Source organism: Allokutzneria multivorans, from assembly GCF_039537405.1.
Lineage (GTDB): Bacteria > Actinomycetota > Actinomycetes > Mycobacteriales > Pseudonocardiaceae > Allokutzneria > Allokutzneria multivorans.
Genome location: NZ_BAABAL010000019.1, coordinates 919,262 through 932,643, shown reverse-complemented (window position 1 = coordinate 932,643; position 13,382 = coordinate 919,262). Strand labels below are relative to the sequence as shown.

Sequence of the window (13,382 nt, the reverse complement as noted above, 5' to 3'; positions counted from 1 at the left end):
TTTGGTGTTACACGACCTCGCGGACCTCGGCGTAGTGGCACGCCACCTCGTGGTCGTCGCCGCGCCTCAGCCGAGGGGGGTGTTCGTCCAGGCACGCCCGCTGCTTGTCCTCCGGCAGCGCGGCGAACTTGAAGCACCGGGTGCGGAAGCGGCAGCCGCTCGGCGGGTTCGCCGGGCTCGGCAGGTCACCGGTGAGGATGATCCGCTCGCGCTGCCGTTCCTTGATCGGGTCCGGGATCGGGATCGCCGACAGCAGCGCCTGCGTGTACGGGTGCTCCGGCCTGCCGAAGACCGTGTCCACGTCGCCGATCTCGACGATCTTGCCCAGGTACATGACCGCGACCCGGTCGGCGATGTGCCGCACCACCGACAGGTCGTGCGCGACGAACAGGTACGACAGGCCCATCTTGGCCTTGAGCTCGTCGAGCAGGTTGATCACGCCGGCCTGGATGGAGACGTCCAGCGCGGAGACCGGCTCGTCCAGCACGACGAGCTTGGGCTCCAGCGCAAGCGCGCGGGCGATGCCGATGCGCTGCCGCTGGCCACCGGAGAACTCCGCCGGGTAGCGCGCGGCGTGCTCCGCCCGCAGACCCACCAGGCTGAGCAGCTCCGGCACTCGCTTCTGGATCTCGGCCTTGGCGAAGCCGTGCACCAGCATCGGTTCGGCGATGATGTCGGAGACCGGCATCCTCGGGTCGAGCGAGGCCATCGGGTCCTGGAAGACCACCTGCATGTCGCGGCGGATGGCCTTCTTGTCCTTGGCCGGGATCTTGCCGACGTTGCGGCCCAGCACCGAGATGCTGCCCGAGGTCGGCTTCTCCAGGCCGAGGATCTCCATCAGCGTGGTGGTCTTGCCGCAGCCGGACTCGCCGACCAGGCCGAGCGTCTCGCCCTCGCGGATGTCGAAGGTGATGCCGTCCACCGCGTGCACGGTGCCGACCTTGCGGCGCATCACCACGCCCTTGGTCACGGTGAACTGCTTGACCACCTCGTCGACGGAGAGCACGACCTCGCGCTGCTCGCGGGGGATCGAGGCCACCTTCGGCGGTTCGACCACCTCGGCTCCGAAGACCTCGGCCGGGTCGGCGTCGGTCGCGGAGATCTCCGAGCTGCGGATGCACGCGGCGCGGTGCGGATCCGCCGAGCCCGCGTTTCCGTCCACAATGGACAGAGCGGGCTCCGCGGCGTCGCACGCGGCGACGTGCATCGGGCAGCGCGGGCCGAACGGGCAGCCCGGCGGCAGCGCCACCAGTGACGGCGGCTGGCCGACGATGGGCACGAGCGGCTGCTTCTCCTCGGCGTCCAGCCGGGGGATCGAGCCGAGCAGGCCCAGCGTGTAGGGCATCCGGGGCGCGGCGTAGATCTCCTCGACCACCCCGGACTCCACCGCGCGGCCCGCGTACATCACCAGCAGCTTGTCGGCGAAGCCCGCGACGACACCGAGGTCGTGGGTGATGATCACGATGCCCGCGCCGGTGACCTCCTGCGCGGTCTTCATCACCTCCAGAACCTGGGCCTGCACCGTCACGTCCAGCGCCGTCGTCGGCTCGTCCGCGATGATCAGGTCGGGGTCGTTGGCGATGCCCATGGCGATCATCGCGCGCTGGCGCATACCGCCGGAGAACTCGTGCGGGAACGCCTTGGCGCGCTGCTGCGCGTGCGGGATGCCGACCAGGTCCAGCAGCTCCACCGCGCGGTTGGCTGCGGCCTGCTTGGTGACCTTTCCCTTGCCGTGCACCAGGATCGTCTCCGCGATCTGGTCGCCGACGGTGTACACCGGCGTCAGCGCGGAGAGCGGGTCCTGGAAGATCATCGCGATCTTCCTGCCCCGGATGCGCGAGAGCTCGCGGTCGGAGCGGCCGAGCAGTTCCCTGCCCTGGAAGCGGATCGAGCCGGTGATCTTCGCCTGCTGCGGCAGCAGACCCATCACCGCGAGCGAGGACACCGACTTGCCGGAGCCGGACTCCCCGACGATGCCGAGCACCTCGCCGGGACTGACCTGGTAGCTCAGGCCGCGCACCGCGCGCACCCTGCCGTCCTCGCTGGGGAACGACACGTCCAGGTCGGAGACCTCCAGCAGCGGACCGCCGGGAGTCGTGGTGCTCTCGTCGAACTGGATCTCAGCAGTGGTCATCGGTCGTCGTCCTCACGCTTGCGCGCACCGGCCTCAGCGGCGGCGGGCTGCTCCTGCGCCTCGTCCCGCTCGGCGCGCCGCTTCTTCTTCTCCTTGGCCCTGCCCTTCTTCGAGCTCGGGTCGAGCGCGTCGCGCAGACCGTCACCGACGAAGTTCACCGCGAGCACGGCGAGCACGAGCAGGCCGCCGGAGAAGACGAACAGCCAGGGGAAGGTCAGCGACGCGCGCGTTCCGTCGCGGATCAGCGTGCCGAGCGAGACGTCCGGCGGCTGCACGCCGAGGCCGAAGAAGCTCAGGCCGGTCTCGGCGAGCACCGCGCTGCCGACGTTGATGGTGCCGTCGATGATCAGCAGCGACGCCATGTTGGGCAGGATGTGCTTGCTGATGATCTTCCAGGGCTTCTCGCCCATGAACCTGGCGGCCTTGACGAACTCCCGCTCCTTCAGCGTCAGCGTCATGCCCCTGACGATGCGCGCGGTGATCATCCAGTTGAACGCGGCCAGCAGCAGCACGAACCAGAGCCAGTTCTCCCCGCGCAGCGACGGGCTGATGATCGCGATGATCAGGAACGACGGCAGCACCAGCAGCAGGTCCACGATCCACATCAGCGTGCGGTCGGACCACTTGCCGAAGTAACCGGCGGCCGAGCCGACGACGGCGGCGACGAAGGTGGAGATCAGCGCCACCAGCAGACCGATCGTCAGCGACTTCTGCAGACCGTGCATGGTCTGGGTGAAGACGTCCTCACCGATCTGCGTCGTGCCGAACCAGTGACTGGGGCTCGGCGGCTGCAGGAAGGCGCCGTAGTCCTGGAACTTGTAGTCGTACGGGGAGAACAGCGGGGAGATGAACGCGACGGCGTACAGCAGCAGGATCGCGATCAGCCCGCTGATGGCGAGCTTGTTGCGCAGGAACCTGCGCACGATCAGCGCGCCGCGCCCGGTGGCCTTGCTCGGCTCCACCGCTGCGTCGACGGGGCCGCCGCCCGCGGCTCCGGTGGTGCCGCTGGAGTCGCCCTCGTTGAGGTTGACGGTCATGGTTCTCCTCCTCCCCTAGACCCGGACGCGCGGATCGAGCGCGGCGTAGAGCACGTCGGACAGCCAGCCGGAGACCAGCACCAGCACGGCGGTGAACAGCGTCACCGTTGCCACGATGTTGGTGTCCTGCTCGTTGATCCCGGTCAGCAGCCAGTCACCCATGCCGTACCAGGTGAACAGCCGCTCGGTGAACACACCGCCGGTGATCAGCAGGCCGAAGCCGAAGGCGAACAGCGTCGCCATCGGGATCAGCGCGGTGCGCAGGCCGTGCTTGAACAGCGCCTTGCTCCTGGAGAGGCCCTTCGCCTGCGCGGTGCGCAGGAAGTCCGAGCCGAGCACGTCCAGCATCGCGCTGCGCTGGTAGCGGCTGTAGAAGGCGATCTGGCCGAGCGCGATGGTCAGGGTCGGCAGGACCAGGTGGTGCAGCCGGTCCAGCAGCATCGCCCACCAGCTGCCCTCGAAGCCCGGTGTGTACTCGCCGGTGAACTTCAGGACCGTGACGCCCGTGGCGTTGTTGAGTTGCAGCGCGCCGTACTTGAGCAACGTGCCGAGCAGGAACACCGGGGTGGACAGGATTATGAACGAGTACAGGGTCGCGAAGTAGTCGCTGAACTTGTACTGCCGGATCGCGCTGACCACACCGAGCAGGACCCCGAGCAGCACACCGACCAGTGTTCCCAGGAGGAACAGCCGCAGGCTGATGCCCATGCGCCTGCCGAGTTCCTCGGTGATGGGCGCGCCGACGATCGTCTCGCCGAAGTTCCCCTCGGTGACGACTCCGCTGAACCAGGTGAAAAAGCGTTGGGGAATCGGCTGATCGAGGTGCAGACTCTGCTCCACCGCGGCGATGGCCGACGGCGGAGGTGGTGGGTTGAGCTCGCGCAGCTTCGTGATGGGGTCGAACGTCAGTGACGCGAGACTGAACGCGAGGAATGTCGCGACCAGGCACAGCACCACGTAGTTCACCAGCCGGCGCAGCAGGAATCCGATCACCTGCCATGTCCTTTCCCGGACGACGCACTCCCCGCGGTCCCCCTTGACCGCGCGGGAGTGTTTCGAGCCCTTGTCGAGCCGTGACGATAACGCGCACGTCCAGAGTGGTCAGGGCACCGACGCGGGCCACTGTCCGTGCTGACACGTGCGTATTCAGTGAGCTGAACCGGATCGACCTGCGGAACTGCGACGGGCCGTTATTGATACGTGATGATCTGTCGCGCTCTCGGGCCGGATCCGGTGGTCAATACGGTGAATAACTGAACGTGAACCGTTTAGCACATGCGCCCCCGGGCCACCTGTTCGCAGCCTTGATCACAGCGCGCGGTCGCCGCCCCCGCGGGCGTTCCGGGGCCGAACGGGTGATCGACGATCACGTTCGTCCCAGTGCCGCGGCGGCCCTCGGCGGGGCTTCGGCGAGCCGACGACTAGCCACAGTGGACAGATGTGCAGACCACTGTGGACAGCGGGGGAAAGCCGTGGCACCGTTGACAAGGTGACTGAACTGAACGCAACCGCGGCAGCGCTGCTCGGCCTGCTGCACGACGGTCCGAAGACGGGCGGCCAACTGGTCGCGTCCGCTGGGGAGCGCTTCGGTGCGTTCTTCAGTGTCACGCGCAGCCAGGTGTACCGCGAACTCCCCGCGCTCGCCGCGGCCGGGCTGCTGAAGCTCGGCAAACAGGGTCCGCGCTCCAGCCAGCAGTACGTCATCACGCCCTCCGGCAAGAAGGCGTTCAAGACGTGGCTGGCCACCGAGCCCGGCCCCGACCACCTGCGCAGCCCGCTGATCCTGCGGCTGGTGCACGCGGGATCGCTCGCGGGCAAGCAGCGCGTCGCGATGGTCGACGCGGCGAAGCAGGCCTACAACGCCAAGCTGGAGGAGCTGAAGACGCAGGCCAAGTCCGCGGAGGATCCCTTCGCGAAGGCCGCGGCCGATTTCGCCGTCTCCCACACCAAGGCCGTGCTCAAGCTGCTCGAGGCGGTTCCGACTTCCTGATCTTGCAGCAGGAATTCGACGGGGCCGTCCGCGCAGCGCGGGCGGCCCCGTCGCTTTCCACCGAACTTCTCCCGCGCATACCGGCGCACGCGGCCGCCGCGAAGTCAGTACGATTTCCCGACGTGAACCCCGATGTCGCTGCCGACCTGAAGGACCTCTCCGCAACGCTCGCCGGTGTCGAGGCGGTGATGGACCTCGAGAAGCTGCGCGCGGACGTGGACGAGCTGGAGGAACAGGCCGGTCGGCCGGACCTCTGGGACGACCAGGAGCGGGCCCAGCAGGTGACCAGCCAGCTCGCCTACAAGCAGGCCGATCTGCGCAAGGTCACCGATCTGCGCCAGCGCGTCGAGGACATCGAGGTGCTCTACGAGCTGATGGCCGAGGAGGAGGGCTCCGAGGAGGAGCTCGCCGAGGCCGACGCCGACCGCGCCAAGCTGCGCGAGCAGATCGCCTCGCTGGAGGTCCGCACCCTGCTCTCCGGCGAGTACGACGAGCGCGAGGCGCTGGTGACCATCCGCGCCGAGGCCGGTGGCGTCGACGCCGCCGACTTCGCCGAGATGCTGATGCGGATGTACCTGCGCTGGGCCGAGCGGCACGGCTACCCGACCGAGGTCTACGACACCTCCTACGCGGAGGAGGCGGGCATCAAGTCCGCGACCTTCCGCATCCGCAGCCCCTTCGCCTACGGCACCCTCTCCGTCGAGCAGGGCACCCACCGCCTGGTGCGCATCTCGCCCTTCGACAACCAGGGCCGCCGGCAGACCTCCTTCGCCGGGGTCGAGGTCGTTCCCGTCGTCGAGCAGACCGACCACATCGAGATCGACGAGAAGGAGCTGCGGATCGACGTCTACCGCTCCTCCGGTCCCGGCGGTCAGGGCGTCAACACCACCGACTCCGCAGTCCGGATCACGCACATGCCCAGCGGCATCGTGGTCTCCTGCCAGAACGAGCGCTCCCAGCTGCAGAACAAGGCCACCGCGATGGGCGTGCTGATGGCGAAGCTGCTGGAGCGCAAGCGCCAGGAGGAGCGGGCCAAGATGGACTCGCTCAAGGGCGACGGCGGCTCCAGCTGGGGCAACCAGATGCGCTCCTACGTGCTGCACCCGTACCAGATGGTCAAGGACCTGCGCACCGAGCACGAGGTCGGCAACCCCGGCAACGTCCTCGACGGCGAGATCGACGACTTCCTGGAGGCGGGCATCCGCTGGCGCCGCCAGTCCGCCGACGCGTCCTGATCCCCGCGTCCTGATCGCCGCGCACAAGCGCACGCCCGCGCGGCCGCGTCCCCCTCCCGGGCTACGCGGCCGTGCGTGTTCAAACACGCCGTCACCAGGCGCGACACGCCGACTACCCGTTTGTCGGCTTGCGGCGAACACCCGTCACACACCCGATGGGTAAACTCGCGCCTCGTGATCCGGCTCGAACACGTGTCCAAGGTCTACAAGACCTCGACCCGACCCGCGCTCGACGATGTCTCGGTGAACGTGGACAAGGGCGAGTTCGTGTTCCTCATCGGACCGTCAGGCTCCGGCAAGTCCACGTTCCTGCGCCTGCTGCTGCGCGAGGAGGTGCCCTCCAAGGGCACCCTCGTCGTCGCGGACTGGAACGTCGGGCGGCTCTCCCGGCGGCGCGTGCCCCGGCTGCGCCAGCGCATCGGCTGCGTCTTCCAGGACTTCCGCCTGCTGTCCAACAAGACGGTCGCCGAGAACGTCGCCTTCGCGCTGGAGGTGATCGGCAAGCCGCGCCACACCATCAAGAAGGTGGTGCCCGAGGTGCTGGAGCTGGTCGGCCTCGAGGGCAAGGCGGACCGGATGCCGCACGAGCTCTCCGGTGGTGAGCAGCAGCGCGTCGCCATCGCGCGCGCCTTCGTCAACCGGCCGCTGCTGCTGCTGGCCGACGAGCCGACGGGAAACCTGGACCCCGACACCAGCCAGGACATCATGCTGCTGCTGGAGCGGATCAACCGCACCGGCACGACCGTGCTGATGGCCACGCACGACCACTCCATCGTCGACGCGATGCGCAGGCGGGTCGTCGAGCTGCACCTCGGCAAGGTCGTCCGCGACGACGCCAGGGGCGTGTACGGGGTCGGTCGCTGACCGGCCCGGTCCCCACCAGCCCTCCCAACGCCCGCCACCACTAGGAGCACCACTCCCGATGCGCGCCAGTTTCGTGTTCAGCGAGGTCATCACCGGTCTACGCCGGAACATCACGATGACCATCGCGATGATCCTCACGACCGCGATCTCGCTCGGCCTGCTCGGCGGTGGCCTGCTCATCGTGCGGCTGATCGACAACACCGAGAAGCTCTACTACGACAAGGTCGAGGTCTCGGTCTTCCTCACCAACGACGTCAGCGCCTCGGACGGGCAGTGCCAGCAGCAGATCTGCTCGGGCCTGCGGCAGTCCCTGGACAACAACGCGATCGTCGAGGACGTCGTCTACCAGAACCGCGACGAGGCCTACGCGCGGTTCAAGGAGATCTTCGCGGCGCAGCCGGAGCTGGTGAAGCTGACCCGCCCCGAATCGCTGCCCGCCTCCTTCCGGGTCAAGCTCAAGGACCCGCAGCGCTTCGACGCGATCTCCAAGGAGTACACGGGCAAGGTCGGCGTGCTCCGCGTCGTCGACCAGGACGTGCTGCTGAACCAGCTCTTCGAGTTCTTCGGCAGCTTCCGCAACGCCACCTTCGCCGTCGCGCTCGTGCAGGCGCTCGCCGCGCTGCTGCTGATCTCCAACACCATCCAGGTCTCCGCGTTCACCAGGCGGACCGAGGTGGGGATCATGCGGCTGGTCGGCGCGACGCGGTGGTACACCCAGCTGCCCTTCCTCATCGAGGCGGTGGTCGCCGGTCTCACCGGTGCGATCCTCGCGCTCGCCGGCCTGTTCTTCGCCAAGGGCACCTTCGTCGACGACGTGCTCAAGGCGCCGATCGAGGCCAACATCATCGCGCCGCTGGGCTACGCGGACGTCTTCCAGGTCTCGCTGCTGCTGTTCCCGATCGGCGCGGTCATCTCGGCGATCACCGGCTACGTGACCCTGCGCCTCTACGTGCGCCTGTAACCGCTTCCCCCGGCCACGTAGCATTGTCGTCATGGCCAAGGAACGCGGCGAGAAGGTGATCGCGCAGAACCGCAGGGCGCGGCACAACTACACCGTCCTCGACACCTACGAGGCCGGCGTCGCCCTGGTGGGCACCGAGGTCAAGAGCCTGCGCGCGGGCAAGGCCTCGCTCGTCGACGCCTACGCCTCCGTGGACGACGGCGAGGTGTGGCTGCGCAACGTCCACATCGCCGAGTACCACTGGGGCACGTGGACCAACCACGAGCCGCGCCGCAAGCGGAAGCTGTTGCTGCACAGGGCCGAGATCGAGCGGCTGATCGGCAAGACCAAGGAGAGCGGCCTCTCACTGGTGCCGATGTCGATGTACTTCAAGGACGGCAAGGTCAAGGTCGAGCTGGCGCTCGCGCGCGGCAACAAGGCGCACGACAAGCGGCACATCCTCGCCAAGAAGACCGCCGACCGCGAGATGGCGAAGGCGATCGGCCGCGCCCGCAAGGGATACCGCGACTGATGCCGCCCGGCTCGGACGCCGAGGTCGCCGCCTGGGTGCGCGACCTCGGACTGCCCGGCCTGGTCGACCTGCACGTCCACTTCCTGCCGGAGCGCGTGCTTGCCAAGGTCTGGGCGTACTTCGACCACGCCAGCGCGAACTACGGCGTGAACTGGCCGATCCACTACCGCACGAGCGAGCCGGAGCGCGTGGAGTCGTTGCGCGCTTTGGGGGTTCGCGCGTTCGCGCCGCTGGTCTACCCGCACAAGCCCGGGATGGCCGCGTGGCTCAACGACTGGGTCCGGCAGTTCGCCGCCGAGGTTCCGGAAGCCGTCACCACCGCGACGTTCTTCCCGGAGCCCGAGGCGAAAACCTATGTGCGCCAAGCGATCGAGGCCGGAGCGCGCTGTTTCAAATCGCACGTGCAGGTCGGCGACTTCGATCCGCGCGAGGAGCTGCTGAGGCCGGTCTGGGGCCAGCTCGCCGACGCTGGTCTGCCCGTGGTCGTCCACTGTGGACACGGTCCGCTTCCCGGCACGCACACGGGACTCGACGTCTTCGAGGCGGTGCTGCGCGAACACCCGAGTCTCGTCGCGGTCATCGCGCACGCGGGCATGCCGGAGTACGACCACGCGCTGCGGCTGGTGGAGAGCTGGCCCGGCGTGCACCTGGACACCACGATGGTCGGCGTCGAGTTCACGAGCGCGCTCAGCCCGCTGCCGAAGGACTGGACGGCTCGGCTCGCCGCGCTGCCCGGCCGCATCGCGCTGGGCACCGACTTCCCGAACATCCCGTACTCCTACGCCGAGCAGCTGCGCGCGATCGTCGGGTGGGCGGAGTCCGATGACCGGCTCGGCGCCGACTTCCTCCGCGCCGTCCTGCACGACACCCCCGCGCGCCTGCTGGGGCTGTCCTGACGCGTGGTTAGGAGTGCCGTGTCCAACGCCAGGGCTTTCTTCGACGCCGGATCAGGTGCGCTCTTGTGGTGCTCCTGTGAGGGCTGGGATGACTGGGGGCAGCCGGTCGACCTGGAACTCCTGCCGATCAGCCAGGCTCTCCGCGACGAGCTGGACAGGCTGATATCGCGCTACGACACGTCGCTGAACTGGGACTACCCGCCCGATCCTGGACCGTGGCGGGAAGCGGAGTGCCTGGAGTTCAACGAGGCGGTGCGCAGCGCGATCACCCAGCTTCGCGCCGAACTCGGGCCGACGTGGCAGATCCGCGACCACACCGGAGAGCAGCACGAGGACCCGGACCTGGACCGCTATCAAGCCGACCCGGCCGGATTCCGCCGCGACCAGCCCTAGGAGACCCTCGGCAGTGCGGGGTCCTCGGCCAGTCCGGCCGCGAAGTGGTGGGTCAGCTTGGGCAGGGCGAAGCGCAGGGGGTTCCCGTCGTCGTCGATCCTGCGGGCCAGGTGCCGGTCGAGCAGCAGGTCCAGGCTGCGCTCCGCGTGCCCGTTCGACGTGCCGAGCAAGGCGGCCAGCGTCGCGACGGTGAATTCGGGTGACTCCAGGGTGCCGAGGCGGTCCAGCGCCGTCCTGCCGATCAGGTCGAGCTCGGCGTAGCAGGAGCTGAGCCGGGCACGCACGGATTCGTCGCCCGCGACCAACTCCTCCAGCGGGTCGGCCGTCGAGACCAGCCGCCGCGCGACCTCTTGGAGCGCTCTACCGTTCGCGCGCACGGCCGCGATCCGCACGGCGAGCGGGAGGTGGTCGCAGGCGTCGGCGATGAACTCCGCGTACTGGGCGGCGTCCGGCTCCTCGACCGCGTTCGCGCGCCCGAGCAGCATCCGGGCGCTCTCGCCAGACCGGAAGCCACCCAGCTCGACCAGCTCGGCCGAGTCCAGCCCGAGCAGCCTGCTCCGAGCCGTCACGACCATTGCTGACGTGGGCGAACCCGGGAGCAGTGACCGAACCTGCGACTCGTTCGCTGCATTGTCCAGCACGATCAGCACCGACCGGTCCGCGACGAGCGTGCGGTAGAGCGCCCGCCGCTCGCACGGATCGGTCGGCTGCTCCGCCGGGCCGCGGCCGAGCGCGCTGAGGAGGTGGCCGAGCGCGTGCTCGCCGTTGTGCTCGGCTAGGTCGAGGTAGAGCTGGCCGTCGGGGAAGTTCTCGGCGGCCAGGTGCGCGGCCCGGATCGCGAGCGCGCTCTTGCCGACCCCCGCGGCCCCGGTCACCACCAACAGTGGCCAGCCGCCCGTCGCGGCCCTGGCCAGTCCGGCGGCGATCGTGCTCAGCTGGGCCTGCCTGCCGACGAAGTCGGTGACGCCCCGTGGGAGCTGGCGCGGGACGGTCCGCCGCGCGAGCTCGGGCCGGGGGCGGACGGCGGCGGGGAAGTCGGGTGCCTTGCCGGAGAGCACCGCCTGGTGCGCCCGCCTCAGGTTGGCGCCGGGGGCGATGCCCAGTTCGGAGGCGAGCAGCTGCCTGCCGTGGTCGTAGACCGCGAGCGCCTCGGTCTTGCGCTCGCCGAGCAGCAGCGCGGTCATCAGCTGCGCGCGGAACTGCTCGTGCAGCGGGTGCGCGCGGACCAGGCAGAACAGTTCGTCGACCACCTCGGCGTGCCTGCCGCCGAGCAGGTCGGCCTCGATCCTGGCCTCCTCCGCGGCCAGCCGCCGCTCGCGCCAGGCCTCCGCCTGCCGGTTCAGGAACTCGACATCAGGAAGATCGATGAATGGCTCACCCCGCCATAGCGACAGGGAATCGCGCAGCGTCCGCGCGGCGCGTTCGGTGTCACCCGCTGTCAATTCCGTTCGACCCCTGGCGAAAAGAACATTGAATCGATCGATGTCCAGCTCGCCCGGATTCACGGTGAGGCGGTATCCGGCTCGTTCCAGGTGGAGGCGGTCGGGTGCGCCGACGGCGGCAAAGGCTTTGCGGACCTGGTAGACGTAAACCTGAATATTTTTTCTCGCGGAGCGTGGCGGGTTGTCTCCCCAGAGTGCGGACACCAGCGCGTCGGCCGAGAACGCCTGGCCAGCGCGACACAGCAGCAGCGCGACGAGTGCGCGCTGCTTGGGCGCGCCAAGATCGACCCGTCCATCCGGACCGATGATCTCCAGTGCCCCCAGCACCCGGAAGTCCATCACTTGCACCATTCAGTTGTGATCCGGAAGAGTTAATGCCCCACCAACAAGTTAACCGTCTTGTGAACACCTTGCAAGCAGGGCGTTATAGCGAATCCATACCCGGCCTTAACCGGGTGAACGCAAGCTCTTTCGTGTTAGCTCGGATGAGCTGAACGTCACTACTGGAGGAGCCTGAACATGGGGTCTTTGACGTTCTTCAAGCGTGCCGCGGCGGTGCTGGCGATCACCCTGACGGTCTTCGGTACCGCGGCCGGGGCCGCCAGTGCCGCCCCCTCCGCGCTCGCCGACCAGGCGAGTGTCACCAGCGAAGGCCAGGCGCGGGCCTCCTGGTCGCACAAGTTCAGCAAGAACACCACCCAGGGCCTCTACGCCTCGGTCATCACCGGCGGCGCCCTCGCGGGCAACGGCGCGTGCATGAAGGTCGCCCCCGGGTTCCTCAAGCTCGCGTGCCCCGTCTTCGGCGCTTTCGTCGCCAACTACTTCGTCAACAACCCGCCAGCCGGCCGGTGCTTGCAGGTCAGCCTCACCACCAGGCCCTCGGCCAACGCCGAGTACGTCACCTGCTGAGCGCGCTCGACCCCGGTCCACCCTGCACGGGCCGGGGTCGAACAGGTGCGAGGAAGAACCCACTGGCGCGAGGCGGTAAACTTCGAGGAGTTCCCGCCAAGCCAGGGGGTGAACGGTTTCGACTCTGGACGATGACTCAGGGGAAGCGTGCAGGTGCAGGCGAGAGACCACCTCAAGCGTCGCCGCAAACCAACAAGCGCCGAGGCTAAGAGCCAGCGCGACTTCGCCCTCGCTGCCTAAGTAGCGGGGCAAGTCTGTCGGCCCGGGGATGTCTCCGACCCGGTTCCCGGCATCAGCTAGGGGACTCACCGTCACGGCCGGTCGCGGGTCGTGGCGGAACACCAAACAGCGACTGGGCCCGTCACACCGGACTTGTCCGCGAGACCGGTGGGGCCAAGCAGAGGCACAGCGGACTGCGCACGGAGAAGTCCTGATGAACCGGCAGAGGACCCGGGTTCGATTCCCGGCACCTCCACAATGCTGTTCAGAGCCCCCCAGCTTCGCTGGGGGGCTCTTCCCGTTTTTCCGCGTGTCCGCCGGGGGGAGCGACTCCCCCCGAACCCCCCTACGGTGCGGGCTCCTGCTGGTTCAGCGTGGTCCTGTTGTGGGTTGACCAGCTTGGATGTGTGGGTGCCGCGGGGTGGCCAGTTTGGTTGTGGGTGGCTGTTTGTGGGCTTCGCGGGGTGGCTGTGGGTGGGGGTGCTGGTCTGACTAGGGGCCGTTCGGGGGGTGGGCGTGGATCACTTCTGGCGGTGTTGAGCGGGCAGGGGGAGCGGCAGACTGGGGTGACTTGGGTCACGGTGTGGGGAGTGGTTATGCGGGCTTCGGTGGGGGACCGGATACGGATTCACTCGCGGAGTGTGGGGGCGGTGGACCGCGCGGGGGACATCCTCGAAGTGCGGGGAGCGGACGGGGCACCGCCGTACGTGGTGCGCTTCGGGGACGGGCACGAGAGCCTGGTCTTCCCGGGGCCGGACTGCCTGATCGAACCGAGGGCAGCGGAGGACTGA

General features: G+C 68.5%; 13 protein-coding genes and 1 other RNA gene. 10 read left to right on the top strand and 4 right to left on the bottom strand.

Annotation, left to right across the window (positions count from 1 at the left end; genetic code table 11):
- Positions 1–7: 7 nt before the first annotated feature.
- From ABD798_RS32435 to ABD798_RS32425, 3 genes are read right to left on the bottom strand one after another with little or no spacing between them, the layout of a single operon-like run.
- Positions 8–2,134: a dipeptide ABC transporter ATP-binding protein gene (locus ABD798_RS32435; protein WP_344883523.1), complete on the bottom strand. Its 2,127-nt coding sequence runs from the start codon at positions 2,132–2,134 to the stop codon at positions 8–10.
- The gene (locus ABD798_RS32430) at positions 2,131–3,171 is read right to left on the bottom strand and encodes an ABC transporter permease (RefSeq protein ID WP_344883520.1); all 1,041 of its coding nucleotides are present in this window, start codon (positions 3,169–3,171) and stop codon (positions 2,131–2,133) included. The genes ABD798_RS32435 and ABD798_RS32430 overlap by 4 nt, the downstream gene beginning before the upstream one ends.
- A 15-nt stretch (positions 3,172–3,186) precedes the next feature.
- Positions 3,187–4,164, bottom strand: coding sequence for an ABC transporter permease (locus tag ABD798_RS32425; protein WP_344883517.1), 978 nt, complete (start codon positions 4,162–4,164; stop codon positions 3,187–3,189).
- Between the two features lie 496 nt (positions 4,165–4,660).
- On the opposite strand from ABD798_RS32425, the gene ABD798_RS32420 reads away from it, so the two are divergent.
- The 7 genes from ABD798_RS32420 (at position 4,661) to ABD798_RS32390 (ending at position 10,021) form a co-directional block, all read left to right on the top strand.
- The gene (locus ABD798_RS32420) at positions 4,661–5,161 is read left to right on the top strand and encodes a helix-turn-helix transcriptional regulator (protein WP_344883514.1); all 501 of its coding nucleotides are present in this window, start codon (positions 4,661–4,663) and stop codon (positions 5,159–5,161) included.
- 122 nt (positions 5,162–5,283) lie between these two features.
- Entirely contained in the window at positions 5,284–6,396 is a 1,113-nt protein-coding gene (gene prfB, locus ABD798_RS32415) for a peptide chain release factor 2 (protein ID WP_344883511.1), read from the top strand.
- A gap of 174 nt (positions 6,397–6,570) precedes the next feature.
- The gene (ftsE, locus tag ABD798_RS32410) at positions 6,571–7,260 is read left to right on the top strand and encodes a cell division ATP-binding protein FtsE (protein ID WP_086821413.1); all 690 of its coding nucleotides are present in this window, start codon (positions 6,571–6,573) and stop codon (positions 7,258–7,260) included.
- A 58-nt stretch (positions 7,261–7,318) separates the two neighbouring features.
- The gene (gene ftsX / locus ABD798_RS32405) at positions 7,319–8,221 is read left to right on the top strand and encodes a permease-like cell division protein FtsX (RefSeq protein ID WP_344883506.1); all 903 of its coding nucleotides are present in this window, start codon (positions 7,319–7,321) and stop codon (positions 8,219–8,221) included.
- A 31-nt stretch (positions 8,222–8,252) separates the two neighbouring features.
- Positions 8,253–8,732 carry an SsrA-binding protein SmpB gene (gene smpB / locus ABD798_RS32400; protein ID WP_086821415.1) on the top strand — a complete coding sequence of 160 codons (480 nt, stop codon included), beginning with the start codon at positions 8,253–8,255 and terminating at the stop codon, positions 8,730–8,732.
- Positions 8,732–9,628: an amidohydrolase family protein gene (locus ABD798_RS32395; protein ID WP_344883503.1), complete on the top strand. Its 897-nt coding sequence runs from the start codon at positions 8,732–8,734 to the stop codon at positions 9,626–9,628. The genes smpB and ABD798_RS32395 overlap by 1 nt, the downstream gene beginning before the upstream one ends.
- Before the next feature lie 18 nt (positions 9,629–9,646).
- Positions 9,647–10,021 (top strand): hypothetical protein, encoded by a 375-nt coding sequence (locus ABD798_RS32390; RefSeq protein WP_344883500.1) that lies wholly within the window; start codon positions 9,647–9,649, stop codon positions 10,019–10,021.
- Here the strand turns inward: ABD798_RS32390 and ABD798_RS32385 are convergent.
- Positions 10,018–11,802, bottom strand: a complete 1,785-nt coding sequence (locus tag ABD798_RS32385) for an AfsR/SARP family transcriptional regulator (RefSeq protein WP_344883497.1) — start codon at positions 11,800–11,802, stop codon at positions 10,018–10,020. The two genes, ABD798_RS32390 and ABD798_RS32385, sit on opposite strands and share 4 nt — an antisense overlap.
- A gap of 180 nt (positions 11,803–11,982) precedes the next feature.
- Here ABD798_RS32385 and ABD798_RS32380 point away from each other — a divergent pair, with 180 nt between their 5' ends.
- The 3 genes from ABD798_RS32380 to ABD798_RS32370 all read left to right on the top strand — a co-directional run bounded on the left by ABD798_RS32380 (position 11,983) and on the right by ABD798_RS32370 (position 13,382).
- Positions 11,983–12,372, top strand: a complete 390-nt coding sequence (locus tag ABD798_RS32380; RefSeq protein WP_344883494.1) for a hypothetical protein — start codon at positions 11,983–11,985, stop codon at positions 12,370–12,372.
- A 104-nt stretch (positions 12,373–12,476) separates the two neighbouring features.
- Positions 12,477–12,850, top strand: a transfer-messenger RNA (tmRNA) gene (gene ssrA, locus ABD798_RS32375).
- Positions 12,851–13,187: 337 nt separating this feature from the next.
- Positions 13,188–13,382, top strand: a complete 195-nt coding sequence (locus tag ABD798_RS32370) for a DUF1918 domain-containing protein (RefSeq protein WP_344883491.1) — start codon at positions 13,188–13,190, stop codon at positions 13,380–13,382.